Here is a 20,927-nt window from a genome sequence, read left to right on the forward strand (position 1 = left end):
CAAGCCCTTACTATCCTTAGTGGGAATGAATACTATTAGTTGATTTGGTTTTCATTAACTCCTAGATGTTGAGATAATTTACAGCCTTATTCCTACCATTTTCTTTGGCATTGTAAAGTGCTAAGTCAGCATCCTTATAAACACTGTCAAAGTTGTCATTTTCAAAATCATCTAATATTTTCATTCCAATTGAGACAGTTAAAATAGGCTGATTTTTATTTCCCATATGTTCTATATTCATATTTGTAATTTCTATACAAAGTTTAGCTATAAAATTTTCAACTTCATCTACATTTTGACCTGTAATCAATCCTCCAAACTCTTCCCCACCTAAACGAAATACTAGGTCTTCATGTCTTTTAAAGTATGTTTTCATTACTTGGGATATTTTGACTAAAACATCATCTCCTGCTTTATGTCCATATGTATCATTATATTGCTTGAAAAAATCAATATCAAGGATATAAAATGCGAGAATATGTTTATGTCTTTTTGCATGGTGAAATTCACGTATATATACTTTATCAAGATGACGTCTGTTATAAAGTGAAGTAAGAGGATCCGTTATTGTGAGTCTCTCAAGTTCGCTCATATACTCTAGTTCATTATCATGAAGTTGTTTGAGTTCCTTATGAACCTCTTCTTGTGATGTCTCAACCGAATAAATAGTGTAAACAAGAATAGTAGATGCTATTGCAAAATGAAAGAATGAAGCCATATTCCATTTTCCGTTTTGCCAACTTCCTACACCAGAATATGCTAGATAAAATACAAAAATATAATAAATAACGATAAGAAAAAAACCTTTTTTATGTCCCATTGTCAACATAATAAAAAGTGGAAAAAAAATACTCCAAATCAAACCATAGTTACTGTTTTTATCCATAACAATAAAGAGAATTGTAAAAATAAAGAGTGTAAGTGCACTTATGCTTACGGCACTGTTAAAGTCATTATATTTTCGTAAAGAGATAAACGCTAAAATAAATGCACCTAAGGCTGTTGTATCAATAATTACATTGGAGGGTTCTTGACTTATAAAAAAGTGATAAACAGCCAATAAAGAAAATATCGCTAATGTTATAAGAAGTAATTTACTTAGTAAAACTTGTTTTCTAATTATTGGAATATCAGTCTCATAACTAATCTCTTGTGTAAACAATGACCTCAAATAGTTGTTTTTCATAATAATAATCCTCAATTAGATTAGATACATTTTACAAATATACATCTTAGTATAATAACATTATTCTTTCCATCTAATAAGATATCTTTAATGCAAGTAGTTATAGAATGGATATAGACTATTTTAGTATTGAGGAAATAATGGAAGCATCTAAAGAGTTGTTAAGATTGTGCGGTTATGCGCAAAACTCGAGTTCACTTCATAGGGTTGAACAGATAAAGAAAAATTATTCTGAATTTGATAAGATTGTAGTAGCACTGCTTGACCTTGAACCTTATTTGAAACATAGTGACTTTTATATATCGCTAAAAGATGATTTTGATTTCATAGAGATTAGAAATGATTCATATGATGAAGATGAGTTACTTATGTTAGATGGAGATATCGTTGTTTGGGCGAACCAGCACAATATTGAGTTTTTAGAAAACCCTGATAATGTGTCTATCTTAGGATTTAAACATAGTGCGTAAAAATATGCAAGATAATAGATAAGGAAACATATGAATGAAATAAAGCTTTCAGTAGAAGATAAAAATCTCGAAACAGTGTTAACTGTATTAAATAGTTTTAATGATAAGCTGATAAGTAAAATAGAGACTACACCTAAAGAATCTGTTCGTGCATGTGATATACCTAACAATGCTAAGGTGACTGAGAATTATTACACACCTGCTTCTATTTTAGATGGGATAAATGTTGATGAAAAAAGGAAGAAGCTTTTTTCATTTGCATTTATTACATTGATCTTGTTATCTATAACCGCTGTATATTTTGAAGTTTACGATCAAACTCCTGTACCTCCTTTTTTAAGAGTTATCTTAGCCACTTATTGGTCCTATTCATTAGTTGGAATCATCGTATCAAAACGAGGAAGCGATTATTGGGTATCTAAACTATATTTTAATGTTTCAAAGTAAAATACTGTAGATGCACTACGTCATAGGTGATGTTCACGGAAACTACAAAACACTCTTAGCCTTAGTACAGAAGCTTCCCTCAGATGCTACTATTGTCTTTGTCGGTGATCTTGTTGACAGAGCCGGGGAGAGTGCTGAAGTTGTAAAGTTTATCCGTGATAATGCTCACCTGTGTGTTATGGGAAATCATGAAGAGATGATGGTTACTTTTGGAAAGCTTTTTATAAACAACTATGAAAACGATAGATCACTGCCATCTCACAGCATTTGGTTCTCAAACGGTGGGATAGATACTCTTTTGTCTTATGGACTTATATCTTTAGTAGATACTGGATGTAATATGCACACATACGGCTATAGTCAGTTAAGTGCTTACTGTGTAGAGAGCGGTGAGACTGTAAGTGTGCAAAGAGTGCAAGATGGATATAAGAAGGTAGTGAAAAAAGACACCTCTTTTAGATAAAAGAGCTATTTATACTTTTCTGTACTTATGAAAGAAGTTGTACATTGTCGGAAGGTAGAAAAGGTTTAGTATAGTCCCCCACAAAAGACCAAATCCTATGGTAACTGCCAAAGGCTGAAATGTCACGGCTTGTGCTGTTGCAAAAAATATCAAAGATGATAGACCTATAATAGTCGTAATCGATGTTAGTATGATAGGTCTTAACCTTCTTGGAGCAAGGTCAAATATATCATCTTTGGTCTTTGCATTTTTTATAGTTGCCATCATAATAATCCCATCATTGACAATAACTCCGGCAAGTCCTAATGCACCGATTAGAGATGGAAGTGATATATTCAAGCCCATGATAAAATGTCCTGCATAGACACCAAGAAGAGAAAAAGGAATAACAGACATAACTATAATAGTCTCTCTTATGGAGTTAAAAAGGTAAAGTATAGATATAAAAATAAGTATGATCGCAAGTCCAGATGCTAAAATCATATCAGTCTGCATAGCCATTTGTTGTTCTCGCTCCCCTTTAAACTTGAGTTTTATACCTTTTACTTTTTTTAATTTTTCAATAGTTGGAGATAGCTTTTCTAAGACCTCTGTTGCTGTTGCTATGGAAGGATTTACATTCGCAAATACATAAAAGTTAGTTTCGCCATCATCCTTAACAAGTCTCTCCAAAGACTCTACTTTCTCAAACTCACATATATCTTTTAACTTTACATAGATGCCATCTTTAAGAGGAATCTCAAGTCTTTTAAAACTCTCCAAGTCATCTTCAATGTTGAATGATTTGACTTTTACATCTACAAGTTCGTTGCCGTCAAAGATAGTTCCTACTTTCCTTGTGAGATATAGGCCTGAGATATATTTACCAAGAGAGCTTTCTGTAATACCTAGATCTTCACCATAAGAGTTTAGTTTGAGCTTTATCTCATCAAGTCCTGTTTTAACGTTGTCACCAGAGTACTTTATGCCGTCTATTTTAGAGAAACTATCTTCTATCTCTCGTATGGCTTTCATGGCCTTTTGGTAGTCTTCACTTATGACTCCTATGCGAATATCAGCTTTTGTATGCCCCATTTTATTTTCAACTACCATTAGATTGCTCAGGTTAAACTTTTGCTTATAGTTTTGCTCTTTTAGCCAAGCTCTAAGATCTTGGGATATCTCTTGTGATGACTTATCCCTTACTCTACCAGTAGGATCATAATAAAAAGTAAGATAAGGCGTAATATATTTGTCTACAAAGTTTAAAGCTTTAATCTTCTGGAGTTCTATGGAGATATATCCGACATAAGGGTAGACTTCGGCAGAACCTGTAGCACTTCTTCTGTAACCGGCAGTAGAACTAACATGTTTTACAAAAAATCTGTCTCTCTCTTTTAAAATATTTTTTTCCAAAGTCTGAACTATCTCAAGTGACTCTTCCAAAGTAGTTGTAGGTTTAGCCTTAAATGTAATCTTGATTGATGAAGAATCAAAGGGCTGAAACATCTGAAATTTTGAATTTTGAACTCCGTAGTAAATCAAAGCAGGCACGATTACTACAAATGTAAGCAAAAAAGTCTTTTGGTACTTTACAAGTTGTTTGAGAACTCTTAGGTAGAGTGCATTTACTCTCTCCCATGAGAGAGTTCTTGATTTTGAGGAGAGCGTATGTGAAGCATGAATAGGTAAAAATATAAACGACTCTATAAGTGAAGCGATAACAAGTGCAGAGAATGCTATAGGTATAAGCTGTATGATCTCTCCGAGTTTTCCACTTAACATCAGTAGCGGTATAAATGAAAATAGTGTTGTCAAAGATGCAATTGTTACAGGCTTTGCTACTTCTTTTGTACCTAAAAATGCAGCTTCTCTTGGAGAGTAGCCTTTCTCTATATATTGTTGTATGTTTTCACTCACTACAATAGCATCATCTACAATAATACCAATAGCGATAAGTACACCAATAAGAGAATTTATGTTTATGCTATATCCTGTAAAGTAGAAGTATATAGCGCCCATAACAAAAGATGTAGGAATCCCTAATGCAATAATAAACGCTATGCGAATATTTATAAGTATTGCAGTTAGCACTGTAATTAGAATGATGCCAAGCAGGATGTTTGAGATAACAATATTTAGTCTGTCTTTTATTACAGTTGAGCGGTCTAGTCTAACATCAAAGTTAACACCATCGACTTTCATTTCCGATATAACTTTTTTAATGTTCTCTGAAATTTTTAGTGCATCACCTTTTGGATTTTGTGAAACTGCGAGCGTGATAGAGTTGTTTCCATTCATACTTGCAAGAGTAGAAGCATCTTCATACTTTTTAGTTATCTTAGCTATGTCTTTTAGCTCGATGCGTTGATCGTTTATATTTAAGATAGTATTTTCAAGCTCAACAGATTGCTTTTTGTCATTATGAGTAGAGATGTAGTACTGCTGTTTGAGGTTTTCTATCTTGCCAAGAGGAAATATATATGAAACTTCTGAAAATACACGAATTACTTCATTTAGAGAAATATTGTAAGCATTGACCTTTTTCTCATCTATCAACACTTCATAAAAAAGTTCAGAATCACCAAATATGGTTACATCTGATACATCTTCGATAGAAAGTAGTTTGCTCTTAAACTTTTTTGAGAGTGTTTTTAACTTTTCTCTGGGTACTTCATCCGAGAGCATAGAAACATGCATAATGCTTCTAGAATGTGCAACTCCACGTATAATAGGTTCATCCATATCACTTGGAAGGTTTACTCTTATCAAAGATACAGCATCTTCAACATTTGTGATAACTTCTGCTTTTTCTGCTCCCTTTTCAAGCTCTAGAATTATCGTAAATCTTCCTGGAGATACTACTGATGTTACCGTATCCACACCAACAATGTTTTTTACTTCATCTTCGATCTCTTGTACAGCCATTTTATTTAGTGTATCTACAGAAGCGCCACTATATGAACCTCTTATTGTTACAGAGTTAGGCTCTATTGTTGGAGATATCTCTTTTGGAATCTGAGTGTATGCAAAGATCCCAATTCCAAAAAGTAGAAAAAATAGAATATAGTTGATTTTATAGTTATCAATAAAAAAGCTTAACACTCTTTCAAACAATTGTTTATAAACCGCCTATCATCTTAATAAGCTCTTCGGGTCTATTAGAGTTTTTAATAGCATTCTCTTTTGTAATAGTTCTTTTTTGCAGTAGTTCTATCAACTGTTGAGTTTGAGTAGTCATATTTGTTTCTTTTTGGTTCAGTTGCATCTGTGAGTAAATTTGATGAACTTTATCTTCACGTATCTGATTTTGAACTGCCGGATTCGTTATAAGAATCTCTTGTGTTGCAACTTTACCGCCACCGACTCTAGGAATGAGAGTTTGAGATACAACGGCAACGAGAGAAGAAGCTAGCTGTGCTCTGACTTGAGCCTGCTCTTCACCATCAAAAACATCTATAATACGGTTAATCGTACCAGGTGCTGAGTTCGTGTGAAGAGTTCCAAATACCAAGTGACCCGTCTCAGCCGCTGTAAGAGCTGCACCGATAGTCTCAGCGTCTCTCATTTCCCCGATAAGGATGATGTCCGGATCTTGTCTAAGTGCATATTTCAGTGCAGCAGCAAAAGAATCAGTGTCATTTCCCACATCTCTTTGAGAAAACAGAGATTTTATGTTTTTATGAACAAACTCAACCGGGTCTTCAACAGTGATGATGTGTCGTCTCTCAGTTAAGTTTATTTCATGAAGCATAGACGCCAGAGTAGTCGACTTACCACTACCTGTTGGACCAGTTACAAGAATAAGACCTTTTTCTTTTTTGATAAGTTCTTTGAAAATAGGAGGATTGCCATATTCATCAAGTGTTGGAATATCTATAGGAATCATACGAAAAGCACAACCAATTCCACCAATAGTACGATAGTAGTTAGCACGAAAACGTCCAATATTTTTCAGCTCAAACGAGAAGTCGAGCTCATTAGCATCTTCGAAGATTTTTTTCTGCTTGTCTTCTATGAGTGAGTAAGCCATCTCTTCAATGTCTTTAGCATTTAAGACAGCTAGATTTAGGGGACGTAGTTCTTTATCGATTCTAATCTGAGGTTCACTACCAACAACAAGGTGTAAATCACTTGAACCATAGGCTAAAACACTCTTTAGTAGTTTCTTGATATCAACTACTTTTTTAACTTCTTCAACTGCTTCACTCATAATAAGACTCTCCTTAATTACTCAATAATTTTTGGAACTATAAAGAAATGATCACCGCTTAGAGGTGCATTCTTAAGTATGTCGTCATTAACACTGGCATCACATGATGGAGTGTCTTCTCTAGTAAAAGTACCCTTGTCACTCATAGCAAAATTATCATCAACACCATCAGTATTTAGTTCACTTAAGTTATCAACAAAGCTTACGATTTCAGATAATTGAGTGATAATTTCCCCTCTTTTATCATCAGAAACTTTTAAAAAAGATAGTTTTTCTAATTTAGTTAGTAATGCGTCATCTACTTGCATATGTATCCTAGTTATTATAATTTATACGATTGTAACAAAAAAAATCTATGTGTTTGATGAAACTTTAACAAACTATGCGATATTATTTTGAACTTTTTGAAATTATATAGTAAGTAAGGAATATTTTTGAGTATTAAAAATGATATAGCAATGGTAAGAGAAGAGTTGAATTCTGAAGAGAAGTTTTTTGAAAAAGCTGTTATTACAGAGAAGTTTATAAAAAAATATAAAAATTTAATGATTGGTGCAGTGGTTGCTTTAGTTGTCGCAGTTGGAGCTAATGTAGCTTATAGCATTAATAAACAGAGTCAAATAACAGCGGCAAATGATGCCCTTGCTACTTTAAGTAAAGATGCAACAAATTCTGAAGCACTTTTAACACTAAAGAGCATCTCTGCAGAACTGTATGATGTATGGTTATACTCTAATGCAGTTGCTAAAAAAGATATGGTTACTATTAAAGAACTAACGAACTCTTCAGCGGTTATGATTGGTGATCTTGCAAAGTATGAAATGGCACAAGATGCAAAAGATGCAGCTTCTTTAGATTCTTATGCATCTGCACAAGATGCCGTATATAGAGATTTAGCTTTAGTACAAAGTGCAATTATCCTAATGAGTAATTCAGAAATTGAAAAAGCTCATGATAAACTAGCTAAAGTATCTCCTCAATCTTCAATGAGTAAAATAGCTAACGCATTGCTTCACTACGGAGTAAAGTAATATTTTGAAAAAATTATCTCTATTATCTGCGATTGTATTTACTCTGCTGTTTTCAGGGTGTAGTTCTAAGGAAGTCTATAAGCCAAAGCTTGTAAAAGATGACTGGGCATTTCATGGTAGCTCTACTGAGAAAATTGTAGATGTTTCTTCAGATGTAGCAATGCTTGAGAGTAGAAAAGTACTTTTAAAAGATAAGCTTATCGAGACTAAGATTGAAGAGTCGTATAGACTTCTTGGCAGCAGTGATGGTTGGGTTCTAAGCTCTACTATAGATGGTCAGCTTATTATAGAGTTTATAGAAGATAAATCTATGAAGAAGAAGTTTAACCTGAAAAAGACTATTGCCGGTGCAAGTATTAAAGATGATATCTTAGCTGTACTTTTTGCTGATAATGAAATGGCACTTTATTCTATATCAGAAGAGAGTCTTTTAGTTAAAATTCAGGGCAGTACTCCTATAGTAGTTGACTCTAGAATAGTAAACCCATATTTTATGAATGACTTAGTTCTATTTTTAACTCTTGATGGAAAAGTTGTAATCGTAAACTCAAAGCTAAAAAAGAAACTAAGAACAACTATTGTATCTTCAGAAGATAACTTTAATAATATTATTTATTTCAATGTAGTGGATAACAAACTAATAGCAGCAACGGGAAATAAACTTTTGTCAATGGCTGCAAAAGAGGTTAGAGTCAGCTATGAGATTCGAAATATAGCTTATTCAGGAAAAGATATCTTCATCACTACAAAGCAGGGTGAGGTTATATCTCTGACTCCAGATTTGCAGGTAAATGCAAAAGTGAAGTTTCCATTTGCTCATTTTTTAGGTCTTATAGTTCATAATGACAAAGTATACGCATTGGAAAAAGAGGGTTATCTTATTGAGATAACAAGAGACTTACTTAAATATAGCGTATATGAAGTAGACATAGAGGATGGCTATATCTTTGTAGCTGATAAGATGTTCTACATTGATGATGAGTATATCTCACTTGAACAATGAGCTAGAGGCTTTTATAGAATACATAAGTGTAACAAGAGCACTTAGTAAAAAAAGCGTCGAAGCTTACAAAGGTGATCTCTCATCTATAGAAAATGAGTTACAAACTTCTCTCATAAACCTCGAATCAAAACGTGTTCTTGAGTATTTATCAAGATATAAAAACAAAAGAACACTCAACAGAAAACTATCTGCTATCAACGCTTTTTTTGACTTTTGTCATAAGAGTCATTTCAGTGAAGAAAAAACAAAATACAAGTTTGCAAAGATTCCGAAACTGCTTCCTAAGTTTTTGTCTTTTAAAGAGATACAAAATTCTCTTGCTTTAATAGACAGAAGCTCATGGCTTGGTCTTCGTGATTATGCTCTAATTATGTTTCTTTATGCTTCTGGAACACGTATTAGTGAATGCCTGGCATTAAGGGGAGAGGACATGGAAGATGGTTGGCTGCATGTAAGACATGGTAAGGGAGAAAAAGAACGAATAGTCCCTATTGCTAAAGTCGCACTAGAAGCTATAAATGCTTATTTAGTTGAGAAACCAAAAGATCATGAATATATTTGGTGCAACTATAAAGGTGATTCACTAAGTAGAATATCAGCCTATAAGATAACGCAAAAGTATCTAGGCGTTTCTCCTCACGTTCTTCGTCATTCTTATGCAACATCTCTTATCTCAGGTGGAGCTGACCTTAGAGTTGTACAAGAACTTCTGGGACATGCTTCACTGTTAACGACGCAAATATATACACATATACAAAAGCAAGATTTGAAAGAGACAGTTGAAGTATGCCATCCTATGGCATGATACTAAATAGATGAAAAGAAATAAAAAATTTAAGGGTTATATCGATGAGTAGACATATAAAAAATAAAATCTTATCAATACCATTTCTAAAGTCACTATTTCTTATTCAAAACGAGTGGCATCAGCATGGTGTCTTTCTTCACACACTTCGAGTTACATACTATACACTCAAAGCCAAAGATTTTAAACTTATACCTGCCGCACTTTTACATGATATAGGTAAGCCGTTTTCTGCTTTTAAAAAAGATGAAGACGATATAATATATGGTGAATACAGCTTTACAGATCATGAAGAAGTAAGTTACCAAATCATAAAAAAATGGCCTTTTATAAGTGAATATACAAAAGATATTGTTCGTTATCACTATCTTATCCGTGATATAAAAAAGAGTAAAAAAGAAAACTATGCAAGATATGAAATCAAAAAAGCTATCTGGGAATCTCTAAGTGACGAGATGCATGAAGAGTTGGAGAGGTTTTTGCTTTATGATGATTTAGGTAAGGGAAAAAAGAGGAGATAGATGTGTGATATTATCTAACACTATCGTAACAATTTTATTGTAAAATAAATTATAAAACATCACAAACTTTGATTTTTCATATAAAAGTATATATTTAATCTATTTATTTTCATGTACAATATAGTTTTTTATATGTAATATCTCTTGTTTTTCAGCTTTATTTATGATATTTTCTATGAATTATCAAATATTATCCGGAGTATTGTATATATGATTAAAAAATTTATACCGTTATTAGTTATACTTGGTCTAGTTGTCCTTATTGTAACTATTTTCCTTTCAGTTGCATCTCAAAAGCAGATGATAGTTATCAAAGAGGGTAACACCAAAAAAGTGCCTTTTGAGATGGTTGTAAATAAATACCAAGATAGTGACTGTGGAATGGTCATAGATAATATGGACTATATTTCGCAGGTGATCTCACCAAGTGGTAAGACTTGGTTTTTTCATGATCACGGTGGTTTTGTGAAATGGCTTGAAGATAAAGAGTTTATAGATTCATCTATCATCTGGGTTATGAGTAGAGATACAAAAAAGTGGATAGATGGAAGAAGTGCTTTTTACTCTTTGACAGATAAAACCCCAATGGGTTATGGATTCGGTGCGTATGAGAAAAAAGCTCCTACGCATGTAGATTTCGATACAATGCGACTAAGAATGTTAAGAGGAGAAACTCTTAATAATCCACATATAAGAAAACAACTCTTAGGACATTAGTAGCATTAGATGGAAACAGTAAATATATTAACAATTATGAGCATAGCTTTTTTAGGATCTTTTGGTCATTGTATCGGTATGTGTGGTGGAATAGTCCTGGCATACTCTACAATCAAGATTGAGCCTAAGAGTTCCAAGGTCTCACAAAGTGTTGCCCACTTGCTTTACTCATTTGGCAGAGTTCTGACATATTCCATCCTCGGTGCAATGTTTGGAGCTCTAGGTGGAGTAGTTACCTTTTCAAACAATGCCAATGGTGCATTGCTTATTTTTGCCGGTATAGCTATGGTTTTAGCCGGATTATCTTTAATGGGTAAAATTAAATTTTTAACTCTTATAGAACACTCATTTTCTTCATCAACACTATATAAAAATGCCTTTAAAAAAGTTTTAAACTCAAAATCAAATCTTAGCTTTTTTGTTCTAGGTATGCTAAACGGTCTACTACCTTGTGGTTTTGTATATTTCTTTGCTATTACCGCTGCCAGTACTGCTGATCCTGTTTATGGAGCTTTAGTAATGGCTATCTTCGGTATTAGTACTATTCCGGCTATGTTTGGACTTGGATTTCTAGCCTCTCTTACATCTGCAACCAGTTTTAGAAACATGATGATGAGTCTTGCATCTATAGCGGTCGTCCTTTATGGGGTGTATACAATCTATAATGGATATGACTATATTACAAATCCTCAAAAATCTCTAACAGAGTGTCATACTTAATTTCTGCACAACAGCTACTTCTTCATATTAAGTTTTATTATATATAAATAAGTGTAATATTAAGTAAAGAGGTGCTGTATGAAGGGTGATTTTAATAAAAATTTCTTAAACATACTATTTACTATTATTATACCTATTCTCATGATAGTGGGTGTTTTTAGTATCTATCTTTTTGATAGACTCATAGATGAGAAGAAAGACTTTCTTTTGGAAAAGTCTGTTGCAATAGCCAGTATGATTTCTAATGTTGCAAGTTTTGATAGAAAGTATTCAAAAGAAAAAGAGTTTGGGAATATATCAGAAGCTGCAACAATATCTCAAGTACAAACAACATTTCAATCCCTTGATGATGGAGCCCTTCAATTAGAATATTTAGTGGGTGTCATACGTGATGAACATATAGATTTTATTGCTTATTCCGGAGTTAAACCATCTTCTGTTAAATTAAAAGATTCTTATCTTGCTATCCCAATGAGAAGAGCAGTTTCAGGTGAAAGTGGGGTGGGAATAGAGATTGATTACAATAATGAAATAGTTCTTGCATCTTACTGTCCTATAGAAAACACTAAATGGGGGCTTGTTGTGAAACAGAACTATTATGCTCACACTAAACCTCTTTATCAAACTGCGCTAATGAGTACTATTGCTATAGTTTTACTGATACTCTTTTTATATATTATTTTAAAAAAATATGATGCTAAAAATAGAAAGAAAATTGAATATAGTGAACATAGATTTCAACAGCTTGTGGAGAGTAGTGGTGACTTTATATGGGAAGTGAACTCGTATGGAGTCTATAGTTATGCTAGTAGGCAAGTAGAAGATATACTAGGATATACACCACAAGAGGTAGTTGGCAAAACACCTTTTGATTTTATGAGTACAGAGGAGGCAAAAAAAGTTGCCGTACAGTTTATGAAGTTAATTGAAAAAGAGGAAAATATTGTTAATTTAGAAAATGTAAATATACATAAAAATGGGCATGAAGTATATCTTCAAACCAGTGGTACTCCTTTTTTTGATGACAAAGGAAACCTAAAAGGTTATAGGGGAGTAGACAGAGATATTACACATTTAAAAGAGAAACAAAAAGAGATAGAACATCTTGCTTTTTATGATACTTTAACAGGTCTTGCTAATCGTAAAAATATAAATGATAGGATATCTCAAGAGATAAACTATACTATAAGAAATAACTTTGAATCTGCACTTCTTTTTCTTGATCTGGATGATTTCAAGCAGATAAATGATAACTATGGACATGATCATGGTGATAAAGTCTTAAAAACTGTTGCTCATAGGATTTTAAAGTCTATAAGAAGTTTTGACATCGCCGGAAGAATAGGCGGTGACGAGTTTGTTATATTGGTTCGTGGTACACAAGAAAATAGCGAAAACTCTTTAGAGCATCTAGAAAGTTTGCTTATCAGGATTGTAGATGAAATCAATAAACCTATAGTATTTGAAAAGGTTTCTCACCATGTAGGAGTAAGTATAGGTGTTGCGATTTTACCAAGAGACGGCAAGAATCTTGAAGAGATTTTGAAGTCTGCAGATCGTGCCATGTATGAAGCAAAACATCTTGGAAAGAACCGTGTCGTATTTCATAAAAAAGTGATATAATAACTTTAAAAAAAGGCTTGTGTATGAAAAGCTCGATTGTCGATAGTATAAAGTCCCTCCCACCGCTTTCAAAAACAATTATAGATATTAATAAAATTTATGCGAACAAAGAGGCTTCTATACATGATTTGGCAAAGGTAATTGAACACGATCCCATGATTGTGGCAAATCTTTTAAAAGTTGCAAACTCACCGCTTTACAGCTTTGGTAGAGAGATAAGAAATGTTGCACAGGCAGTAGGACTGTTTGGTATGGGTATGACTCGTACTATTGCTCTTGGAAACTCGGTTAGAAAACTTTTAAATGTAGATATGCAACCATATGGAATCACCTCTGATAAGTTCGCAGACATCTCAAGTATGCAGGCTGCTTTTATCCATAAATGGTATAAACAAATTGATAAAGAAAAAGCAGATAAGTTATATCTTAGTGCATTTTTACAAGAGACAGGAAAAATACTTATTGCGAGTGCTATCATTGAAAATGATGAGACTATTAGTTTTAAGTCAGAGATTGAGAATTCAAACAATTTAGCAATGGTTGAGAAAGCTTATATGGGAGTTACTACTTCTGAGATAACTGCAGAAGTCTTTGAACATTGGGGATTTGATACAGAGTTTATAGAGATGATTAGATTTGCAGACAATCCAAAAGATGCACCTGATGAGATAAGAGAGTACTCTACAGCACTAAACATAGTAAAAACTATCATTCCGGTAAACCAGCCACTCTCCGAGAGATCAATTAACTTTGGAATGAAGGTAGCAGAAGATGCAGGATATCAAAAAAGTATTTTAGAAAGTGTTATTGAAGAATTGACGGAGAGTCCAATAGAGACTTTAGAGGACTAGAATGAGTAAAACAGTTACAGTAATAGATACATTTGGATTTTTCTTTCGTAGTTTTTATGCTCTCCCACAACATTTAAAAAATAAGGACGGTTTTCCAACTGGACTCCTAACAGGTTTCACAAACTTTATATCAACTCTACAAAAGCAGCACGATAGTGACTATATTATCTTTGCTATAGATACTAAGGGCAATACTTTCAGAAATGAGATAGACCCGAACTATAAAGCAAACCGCAGTGCTCCACCTGAAGAACTTACTATGCAACTACCCATTGCAATAGAATGGATAGACAAGATGGGCTATAAAACATTGGGTCAAGTCGGTTTTGAAGCAGATGACATGATAGCAACTGTTGTAAAACATGCAAAAGACAAAGGCTATAACGTTAGAGTAGTATCTCATGATAAAGATCTTTATCAGCTTATAGATGATGGAAGAATTGTTGTAGTAGATGCTATAAAGCGTAAAAGTATGGATGAAGATGCCTGTTTTGCCAAGTATGGTGTCACTCCAAAGCAGTTTATAGATTATCAGTCTATTCTTGGAGACAGTGCGGATAATGTTCCAGGTGTTAAAGGCATTGGAAAAGTTGGTGCTGAGAAACTTTTAGTTCAGTATGGAGATCTTGATAATATATATGCCAATATAGATGAGATTAAGCCTCCTGGGATACAAAAGAAGTTAAGAGAATCTCATGAACAAGCATATATGTCAAAAGAACTTGTAACGTTAAAAGATGATGTTTTAGATGAGTTGGATTTTGAAGAGTATAAAATGGACGTAGAACATCCATTTTTAAATATATATGATGAACTTGTAAAGTATGAACAAAACGCAGTTCTTAGAGTGCTTCATGCTAAAAATATGGTTTCAGAGGAGGCTCAACAAGAAGCAGTTGTTAGAGTTGAAGATGTCAAAGAGAGTAAGAATCTAGACTTCAAGACTACTTTGATTACAGATGCAAAAGTATTAGAGAAAGTCTTGGACATGCTAACACCTGAGAGTGTTGTTGCTTTTGATACTGAGACAACCGGACTTGAATATGAAAAAGATAAATTAGTAGGATTTAGTTTCAGCTTTAACGATGAAGAAGCATTCTATGTGCCGTTTGCACACTTTTACCTTGGAGTGCCGGATCAGATTAGTAAAGAGGACGCAGCTGTAGCTATTAAAAAGATATTTAACTCTAAAGTTGTGGGTCATAACATCAAGTTTGATCTTCACTTTGTTAGTAGATTTTTAAATGATGACACTCTTGAGATATATGCGGATTCTATGATTTTAGCGTGGCTGATAAACCCAGAGAGTGCTCTTAGTCTTGATAAGTTATCTGACAAATTACTAGATCATACAATGGTTGCTTTTAAAGAGACTGTAAAAAAGGGTGAGACATTTGCAAGTGTGGAACTTGAAGATGCAGCCAAGTACGCAGCCGAAGATGCATATATCACTCTAAAACTATTTAATCTTTTAAATGAAAAGCTTCGCCTTCAAAATGCAGAGCATCTCATAGAAGAGTCACAAACAGTAGAAGTACCTTTTATAAAAACACTTTTAGGAATGGAAAAAGAAGGCATAAGCGTGGATGCTGAGTTTTTAGAGAAGTTTTTGGTTGAGGTTAAAGAGACTCTTGCAAATTTGACTAAAAATATTTATCAATTAGCTGGAAGCGAGTTCAACATCAACTCAACAAAACAACTTGGTGTGATTTTATTTGAGCATCTAGGACTTCCTGTTGGTAAAAAAACTAAGACTGGTTACTCAACTGATGAGAAAGTTCTAAACTCTTTAAAAGACAAGCATGAGATAATTACTTCTCTTTTAGAATACCGGGAAGTTTATAAGCTTTACTCTACTTACATAGAACCGCTTTTAAAACTTAGTCGCGAAGATAAAGATGGAAGAATCCATACTTCTTTTGTTCAGACAGGAACAGCTACAGGAAGACTAAGTTCAAAAAATCCAAATCTTCAAAACATACCTGCTAGAAGTGCTCTTGGTTTAAAGATCAGAGAAGCGTTTGTAGCTTCTGAGGGTAAAAAGCTAATCGGTATAGATTACTCACAAATAGAGCTTAGACTTCTTGCTCACTTTTCTCAAGATGCTGTTTTAGTAGATGCATTTAGAGCAAATAAAGATATTCACTTACAAACTGCAATTGCACTATTTGGAGAAGAAGAAGCTCCTGCTAAAAGATCAGTAGCCAAAACTGTAAACTTTGGGCTTCTTTATGGAATGGGACAGAAAAAACTATCTGAGACTTTAGGCATCACTACAAAAGAAGCTAAAGAGATTATAGAAAAATATTTTGAGTCATTTCCAACTGTTAAGACTTACTTTCGCTCAATTGTAGAGAGTTCTAAAGAAAAGGGTTATATAGAAACATTACTAAAAAGACGTAGATACTTTGACTATGAAAATGCTTCACCGATGTTTAGAGCAGCTTATGACCGAGAGTCAGTAAATAGTGTATTTCAGGGTAGTGCGTCTGATCTTATAAAGCTATCGATGAACAAAATAGCAAAAGTTATAAAAGAAGAAAACTTAAATGCAAAAATGCTTTTACAAATCCATGATGAGCTTATTTTTGAAGTAGAAGCATCTGAAGCCCAGATACTTGGAGAGAAGTTTCAAAAGATCATGGAAAGCATATATGAGTTAAATATTCCACTAGAAGCAAGTATGAACATAGGAGATAACTGGGGTCAACTTAAGTAATAGATAATATAATATGCTATAAAATATAGCGTTAAAATATATTATAAAGAATTTATCTATGCAAAAATATGTGGCAAAAGCAGCAGTTGACCGTATTTATGATAACTCTAAAAATGGTATTATAGGTCATGTTGCAGTACTATTTTTAACTTCTTTGCTTTTTTGGAATAAAATACCGCCATATATTATTGGGCTCGGTGTTGCATCTCATATGTTCCTTATACTAAGACGATCTTATCTTCGATATAAATACTTTAAAATAAAAGAATCCATAATTGATTTAGAAGAGATTAATTCTTGGATGCGGAAGTATAGAAGGTGTATGTTCTTTAGTGGTCTAGCCTTTGGTCTCATGATATTCTTTTTTCAAGAACTATTCGCAGAGTATCACTTTTTAATCTTAACTATTCTAATCGGACTAAGTGCGGGTGGTCTATATACTCTTGGTGAAGTCTTTAGTATATATGCTTCTTATGCCTTAGCTATGCTTCTTACAGCACTATCATGGATGTTGCTTCAAGATGCCTATGTTTATACTATTGGTTCCATTCTCATTGTTATTGCTATTTATTATTATTTATCTATGGCACATCGCTATTCAAATAACTTTGAGCAAATAATAATAGAACAGCATAGTGTACTAGAGTATCTTCATAAACAAGAAGAGATGCAAAATGAGCTTCTTGACCAAAAAGATATCTTAGAGCATCAAGCAACACATGACACACTTACCGGCTTACCAAATCGTACTCTTTTTAATGACAGACTTGAACAAAGTATTCAAAAAGCGAAAAGAAACGGTACTAATATTGCGCTGTTCTTTATAGACTTAGACCATTTTAAAGAGATAAACGACTCTTTGGGTCACCATATCGGTGATGAAGTTTTAAAGGTTGTGACAAGTAGGTTAAACTTGGTGATTCGTTTAGAAGATACACTGGCCCGCCTTGGAGGTGATGAATTTACTATCATCATGGAAGATATTAACAATGTACAGTATGCGATACTTTTCTCTGAAAAAATACTTAAAGTATTGGTAGAACCTATCTCTATAAATAGTCAAAAACTATATCTATCAAGCAGTATCGGTATAAGCCTCTTCCCTCAAGACTCTACAGATGCGAACAACCTTTTAAAGTATGCAGATGCGGCTATGTATAAGGCAAAGGCTGAGGGAAGAAACAACTTTCAGTTTTACTCAAAAGAGATGACAGAGTTAGCATTTGAGAGAGTCATAATGGTTGCTAGTCTAAAGCAAGCTATTAAAAAAAGAGAATTTATAGTCCATTATCAGCCACAGATAGATGCAACAAACGATAAACTTGTAGGAATGGAAGCTTTAGTAAGGTGGGAGCATCCGACTTTAGGTCTAGTTTCTCCTGCAAAGTTTATACCTTTGGCAGAAGATACAGGACTGATAGTTGATATTGATGCACTTGTTATGGAGATGGCAATGGAGCAGGTATCTATGTGGCATAGTATTGGATTAGACCCAGGTGTTTTATCTTTGAACCTTGCTATGAAGCAGTTGAATCACGATAGTTTTATCATAGTCTTAAAGCATGAAATGAGTAAATATGACTTTAAAAGTGAGTGGTTAGAGCTCGAGATTACAGAAAATGATGTTATGAAAAGACCAAAAGAGGCTGTAGTAAAACTCAAAGAGGTTAGCGAATTGGGAATTAAAATAGCTATCGATGATTTTGGTACCGGCTATTCATCTCTTTCATATTTAAAAAGATTACCGATAGATAAATTAAAGATAGATCAATCATTTATTCGTGATATACCAGGTAGTGAAGATGACAATGCTATTGTAAAAGCAGTTATAGCAATTTCAAAAAGTTTAAACTTGGATGTTATTGCAGAAGGTGTTGAGATTAAAGAGCAAAAAGATTTTCTTTTAGAAAATGGCTGTAATAAGATACAAGGATATTACTACTCAAAACCACTCCCAGCCGATGAGATGCAGAGGAAGCTTAAAAAGTTTACTCTATAAGTGTAGCCGCAGGTTTACTAAAATGAAAACCTTGTGAGTATTCTATACCTAAGTCTTCTATGATTTTTTGAACTTCAGCGTTGTGCACAAATTCAGCTATACATGGAATGTTGGCATTCTTAGCAAAAAACACTATAGCTCTTGTTACTTCATAACTCTTTGAGTTTTTATAGATGTCTTTAATGTACTTAGCATCTATCTTTAAGAAATCAATATCCAGGTCAAGTACTCTTTCAAAGTTAGAATACTCAGAACCAAAATCATCTATAGCTATAGAGTAACCTCTGTTTTTTAGTTGAGTTAGTTGTCTTACATGACTCTTCTTACCAGTTGCACTAACGCCTTCTAGTATTTCTAAAATAACACGATTACTTTCTATCCCGTATTCTAATTCTTTGTCGTTTAGATACTCAAGAAGATAGTTTTTACTCAAATCGTCTTCTGTAATGTTTATAGAAAATGTGTAGTTGTTAGATGCCATAAACTCAAAACTTTTGTCTATCATAGCTTTAGTTATCTCAGGTAGTAGACCTGAGAGATGAGCAGGTTCTAAAAATATATATGGGGATATTATCTCTCCATCATTCTCTATTCTTGCAAGAACTTCATACTTTGTGATCTCATTAGTCGTGTTATTTCTAATACCTTGAAAATAGGGGATAACTCTACCTTCACTAAGTGCATTGTGTAAAATGTAGTTTGAAGCTATAAAAGATTCTCTTTGTGAGTGATCTATGCTGTCTGAATCTTGATTGAAGATATAGAGATTATTTTTACCGCTCTCTTTAGCTTGTTTTAGAGCCAAAGCGCTGTTTCTTAACAGGTTCTTCTCTCCACTCGCAGCACCATATGTAAATGAGATATTTAAAGTAATGTTATCGATTATAACTTCTTTGTTATAAAAGTAGTCTTGAATATCTGAAGTCTTTTGTTTTATATCAATATCTTCATCATAAAGAAGGGCAAACTCATCTGAATTGATTCTACATGTACTGTTTGTATTAAAATCATTTTGAAGTATATTTGCAAGCTTGATAAGCAGTTTATCTCCTACTTCAAAACCATAGGCAGTATTTATATAACTGAAGTTATTTACATTTAAAAGTAAAAGAGTCTTCTGTTTATCTGTTTTTAGAAGCTGTTCAAGATGTGTTTTATTACAAAGCCCGGTAAGCGAGTCTTTATAAGCCATGTCTTCTACTTGTTTTTGACTCTTTTTAAGTTCTGTTAGATCGCTAAATACAGCAAGATAATTATATTCTTTATCATGGTCATCATATAGAGCACTTACACTCATCCATTGTATTATCTCTGAGCCATCTGCACGTTTGTTGATTATTTCTCCGGCCCATTTAGATTCACCATGGATGTTCTTCCACATATCAGCGTAAAATTTCTCATCATGTTTTTGAGAAGCTAAAATATTTGGATTGTAACCAAGAACTTCTTTTTCTGTATAACCATAGATCTCTTCAAATGCTTGGTTTACTTCTACTATCTTGTTTTGCTCATTTGTAATAATCATACCTTCAGCAGCATTTTGAGCAGCAGTAGCAAATAGTTTGATGCGTTTTTCAATGATTCTGTTTTTAAGTATGATATTTACAATAGAAGCAGCAGTTTGGAGGAGTTTTTTGTGAAATGAAGCAGGTAGTCGATGTTCGAATGAAGATAAGGCAAAAGAGCCGATGGCTTTGTCATCTTCATCAAGAATAGGCATAGACCAACATGCGCAGAGATTAAAATCAACAGCAATATGACGAATATCTTTCCATCTTGGGTCAGTAAAGGTGTCTCTTACATACTGAGGCTCATTATGAAAAACAGCATTTCCACATGAACCGCCATTAGGACCAGGTTTTAGATTTGCTAGAAGATCATGACCAACTTGTGGTACTGATGGAGCAGATACTACACTCATAAGCCCTGTAGCCTTGTCAACCAGCATAATAGAAGCTACTGAATTTGGCAATAAGCTTTCAGCCAATACACATAAGTGAGCCAGAATATCTGTACAATAACCTCTTGAAGCTATCATACCAAGTATAGTTTGTTGTATATCTAGAATATTATTATACTCATCTGGAGTAATAGTTACTTCATCAAGTGAAACATCTTCTAGAGTTTTGCAAGAAAGTTCTTCTTTCATAATGACTGCTTATAGTTTAATGTAGAGATTG

At 33.6% G+C, this 20,927-nt stretch carries 18 protein-coding genes; 13 read left to right on the forward strand and 5 right to left on the reverse strand.

The genetic code is table 11. The features are described from left to right. Positions 1–61: 61 nt before the first annotated feature. Complete coding sequence (locus ABZC13_RS06105) at positions 62–1,186, reverse strand: GGDEF domain-containing protein (RefSeq protein ID WP_373001384.1); 1,125 nt, start codon at positions 1,184–1,186, stop codon at positions 62–64. Between the two features lie 107 nt (positions 1,187–1,293). Here ABZC13_RS06105 and ABZC13_RS06110 point away from each other — a divergent pair, with 107 nt between their 5' ends. From ABZC13_RS06110 to ABZC13_RS06120, 3 genes are read left to right on the forward strand one after another with little or no spacing between them, the layout of a single operon-like run. Next, positions 1,294–1,656 carry a hypothetical protein gene (locus tag ABZC13_RS06110; protein ID WP_373001386.1) on the forward strand — a complete coding sequence of 121 codons (363 nt, stop codon included), beginning with the start codon at positions 1,294–1,296 and terminating at the stop codon, positions 1,654–1,656. Between the two features lie 30 nt (positions 1,657–1,686). Beyond that, a complete protein-coding gene (locus ABZC13_RS06115) occupies positions 1,687–2,103 on the forward strand; it encodes a hypothetical protein (RefSeq protein ID WP_373001388.1) in 417 nt (138 codons plus the stop codon). 10 nt (positions 2,104–2,113) lie between these two features. Then, complete coding sequence (locus tag ABZC13_RS06120; protein ID WP_373001390.1) at positions 2,114–2,566, forward strand: metallophosphoesterase; 453 nt, start codon at positions 2,114–2,116, stop codon at positions 2,564–2,566. Positions 2,567–2,575: 9 nt separating this feature from the next. On the opposite strand, the gene ABZC13_RS06125 is transcribed toward ABZC13_RS06120, so the two are convergent. The 3 genes from ABZC13_RS06125 to gatC are packed head-to-tail and all read right to left on the reverse strand — an operon-like array spanning position 2,576 to position 7,066. Then, positions 2,576–5,662 (reverse strand): efflux RND transporter permease subunit, encoded by a 3,087-nt coding sequence (locus tag ABZC13_RS06125; RefSeq protein WP_373001392.1) that lies wholly within the window; start codon positions 5,660–5,662, stop codon positions 2,576–2,578. Positions 5,663–5,666: 4 nt separating this feature from the next. Continuing rightward, positions 5,667–6,758: a type IV pilus twitching motility protein PilT gene (locus ABZC13_RS06130; RefSeq protein WP_373001394.1), complete on the reverse strand. Its 1,092-nt coding sequence runs from the start codon at positions 6,756–6,758 to the stop codon at positions 5,667–5,669. A 17-nt stretch (positions 6,759–6,775) separates the two neighbouring features. Then, positions 6,776–7,066, reverse strand: a complete 291-nt coding sequence (gatC, locus tag ABZC13_RS06135) for an Asp-tRNA(Asn)/Glu-tRNA(Gln) amidotransferase subunit GatC (protein ID WP_373001396.1) — start codon at positions 7,064–7,066, stop codon at positions 6,776–6,778. Positions 7,067–7,192: 126 nt separating this feature from the next. On the opposite strand from gatC, the gene ABZC13_RS06140 reads away from it, so the two are divergent. The 10 genes from ABZC13_RS06140 to ABZC13_RS06185 all read left to right on the forward strand — a co-directional run bounded on the left by ABZC13_RS06140 (position 7,193) and on the right by ABZC13_RS06185 (position 18,747). Then, positions 7,193–7,789 (forward strand): hypothetical protein, encoded by a 597-nt coding sequence (locus tag ABZC13_RS06140; RefSeq protein WP_373001398.1) that lies wholly within the window; start codon positions 7,193–7,195, stop codon positions 7,787–7,789. 4 nt (positions 7,790–7,793) lie between these two features. Continuing rightward, positions 7,794–8,792 (forward strand): hypothetical protein, encoded by a 999-nt coding sequence (locus tag ABZC13_RS06145; RefSeq protein ID WP_373001400.1) that lies wholly within the window; start codon positions 7,794–7,796, stop codon positions 8,790–8,792. Further along, positions 8,782–9,597: a tyrosine-type recombinase/integrase gene (locus tag ABZC13_RS06150; RefSeq protein ID WP_373001402.1), complete on the forward strand. Its 816-nt coding sequence runs from the start codon at positions 8,782–8,784 to the stop codon at positions 9,595–9,597. Before ABZC13_RS06145 ends, ABZC13_RS06150 begins: the two co-directional genes overlap by 11 nt. 44 nt (positions 9,598–9,641) lie before the next feature. Beyond that, a complete protein-coding gene (locus ABZC13_RS06155) occupies positions 9,642–10,118 on the forward strand; it encodes an HD domain-containing protein (protein WP_373001404.1) in 477 nt (158 codons plus the stop codon). Between the two features lie 210 nt (positions 10,119–10,328). After that, positions 10,329–10,835, forward strand: coding sequence for a hypothetical protein (locus ABZC13_RS06160; RefSeq protein ID WP_373001406.1), 507 nt, complete (start codon positions 10,329–10,331; stop codon positions 10,833–10,835). Positions 10,836–10,844: 9 nt separating this feature from the next. Further along, the gene (locus tag ABZC13_RS06165) at positions 10,845–11,555 is read left to right on the forward strand and encodes a sulfite exporter TauE/SafE family protein (RefSeq protein ID WP_373001408.1); all 711 of its coding nucleotides are present in this window, start codon (positions 10,845–10,847) and stop codon (positions 11,553–11,555) included. Positions 11,556–11,633: 78 nt separating this feature from the next. Beyond that, positions 11,634–13,178 (forward strand): diguanylate cyclase, encoded by a 1,545-nt coding sequence (locus tag ABZC13_RS06170; RefSeq protein ID WP_373001410.1) that lies wholly within the window; start codon positions 11,634–11,636, stop codon positions 13,176–13,178. A gap of 23 nt (positions 13,179–13,201) precedes the next feature. Next, entirely contained in the window at positions 13,202–14,029 is an 828-nt protein-coding gene (locus ABZC13_RS06175; RefSeq protein ID WP_373001412.1) for an HDOD domain-containing protein, read from the forward strand. Between the two features lies 1 nt (position 14,030). After that, on the forward strand, positions 14,031–16,748 hold the full coding sequence (gene polA / locus ABZC13_RS06180; protein WP_373001414.1) for a DNA polymerase I: 2,718 nt from the start codon (positions 14,031–14,033) through the stop codon (positions 16,746–16,748). Positions 16,749–16,806: 58 nt separating this feature from the next. Beyond that, entirely contained in the window at positions 16,807–18,747 is a 1,941-nt protein-coding gene (locus ABZC13_RS06185; RefSeq protein ID WP_373001416.1) for a putative bifunctional diguanylate cyclase/phosphodiesterase, read from the forward strand. Here the strand turns inward: ABZC13_RS06185 and ABZC13_RS06190 are convergent. Then, positions 18,737–20,896, reverse strand: coding sequence for an EAL domain-containing protein (locus tag ABZC13_RS06190; protein WP_373001418.1), 2,160 nt, complete (start codon positions 20,894–20,896; stop codon positions 18,737–18,739). The two genes, ABZC13_RS06185 and ABZC13_RS06190, sit on opposite strands and share 11 nt — an antisense overlap. Positions 20,897–20,927 lie beyond the last annotated feature (31 nt).

It is taken from the genome of Sulfurimonas sp., from assembly GCF_041563035.1.
Classification (GTDB): domain Bacteria; phylum Campylobacterota; class Campylobacteria; order Campylobacterales; family Sulfurimonadaceae; genus Sulfurimonas.

Excerpts from the sequence above, each read along its gene's own strand:
- ABZC13_RS06105 (WP_373001384.1), bottom strand. The coding sequence starts at position 1,186 with ATGAAAAACAACTATTTGAGGTCATTGTTTACACAAGAGATTAGTTAT.
- ABZC13_RS06110 (WP_373001386.1), top strand. The coding sequence starts at position 1,294 with ATGGATATAGACTATTTTAGTATTGAGGAAATAATGGAAGCATCTAAA.
- ABZC13_RS06115 (WP_373001388.1), top strand. The coding sequence starts at position 1,687 with ATGAATGAAATAAAGCTTTCAGTAGAAGATAAAAATCTCGAAACAGTG.
- ABZC13_RS06120 (WP_373001390.1), top strand. The coding sequence starts at position 2,114 with ATGCACTACGTCATAGGTGATGTTCACGGAAACTACAAAACACTCTTA.
- ABZC13_RS06130 (WP_373001394.1), bottom strand. The coding sequence starts at position 6,758 with ATGAGTGAAGCAGTTGAAGAAGTTAAAAAAGTAGTTGATATCAAGAAA.
- gatC (WP_373001396.1), bottom strand. The coding sequence starts at position 7,066 with ATGCAAGTAGATGACGCATTACTAACTAAATTAGAAAAACTATCTTTT.
- ABZC13_RS06155 (WP_373001404.1), top strand. The coding sequence starts at position 9,642 with ATGAGTAGACATATAAAAAATAAAATCTTATCAATACCATTTCTAAAG.
- ABZC13_RS06160 (WP_373001406.1), top strand. The coding sequence starts at position 10,329 with ATGATTAAAAAATTTATACCGTTATTAGTTATACTTGGTCTAGTTGTC.
- ABZC13_RS06165 (WP_373001408.1), top strand. The coding sequence starts at position 10,845 with ATGGAAACAGTAAATATATTAACAATTATGAGCATAGCTTTTTTAGGA.
- ABZC13_RS06170 (WP_373001410.1), top strand. The coding sequence starts at position 11,634 with ATGAAGGGTGATTTTAATAAAAATTTCTTAAACATACTATTTACTATT.
- ABZC13_RS06175 (WP_373001412.1), top strand. The coding sequence starts at position 13,202 with ATGAAAAGCTCGATTGTCGATAGTATAAAGTCCCTCCCACCGCTTTCA.
- polA (WP_373001414.1), top strand. The coding sequence starts at position 14,031 with ATGAGTAAAACAGTTACAGTAATAGATACATTTGGATTTTTCTTTCGT.
- ABZC13_RS06185 (WP_373001416.1), top strand. The coding sequence starts at position 16,807 with ATGCAAAAATATGTGGCAAAAGCAGCAGTTGACCGTATTTATGATAAC.
- ABZC13_RS06190 (WP_373001418.1), bottom strand. The coding sequence starts at position 20,896 with ATGAAAGAAGAACTTTCTTGCAAAACTCTAGAAGATGTTTCACTTGAT.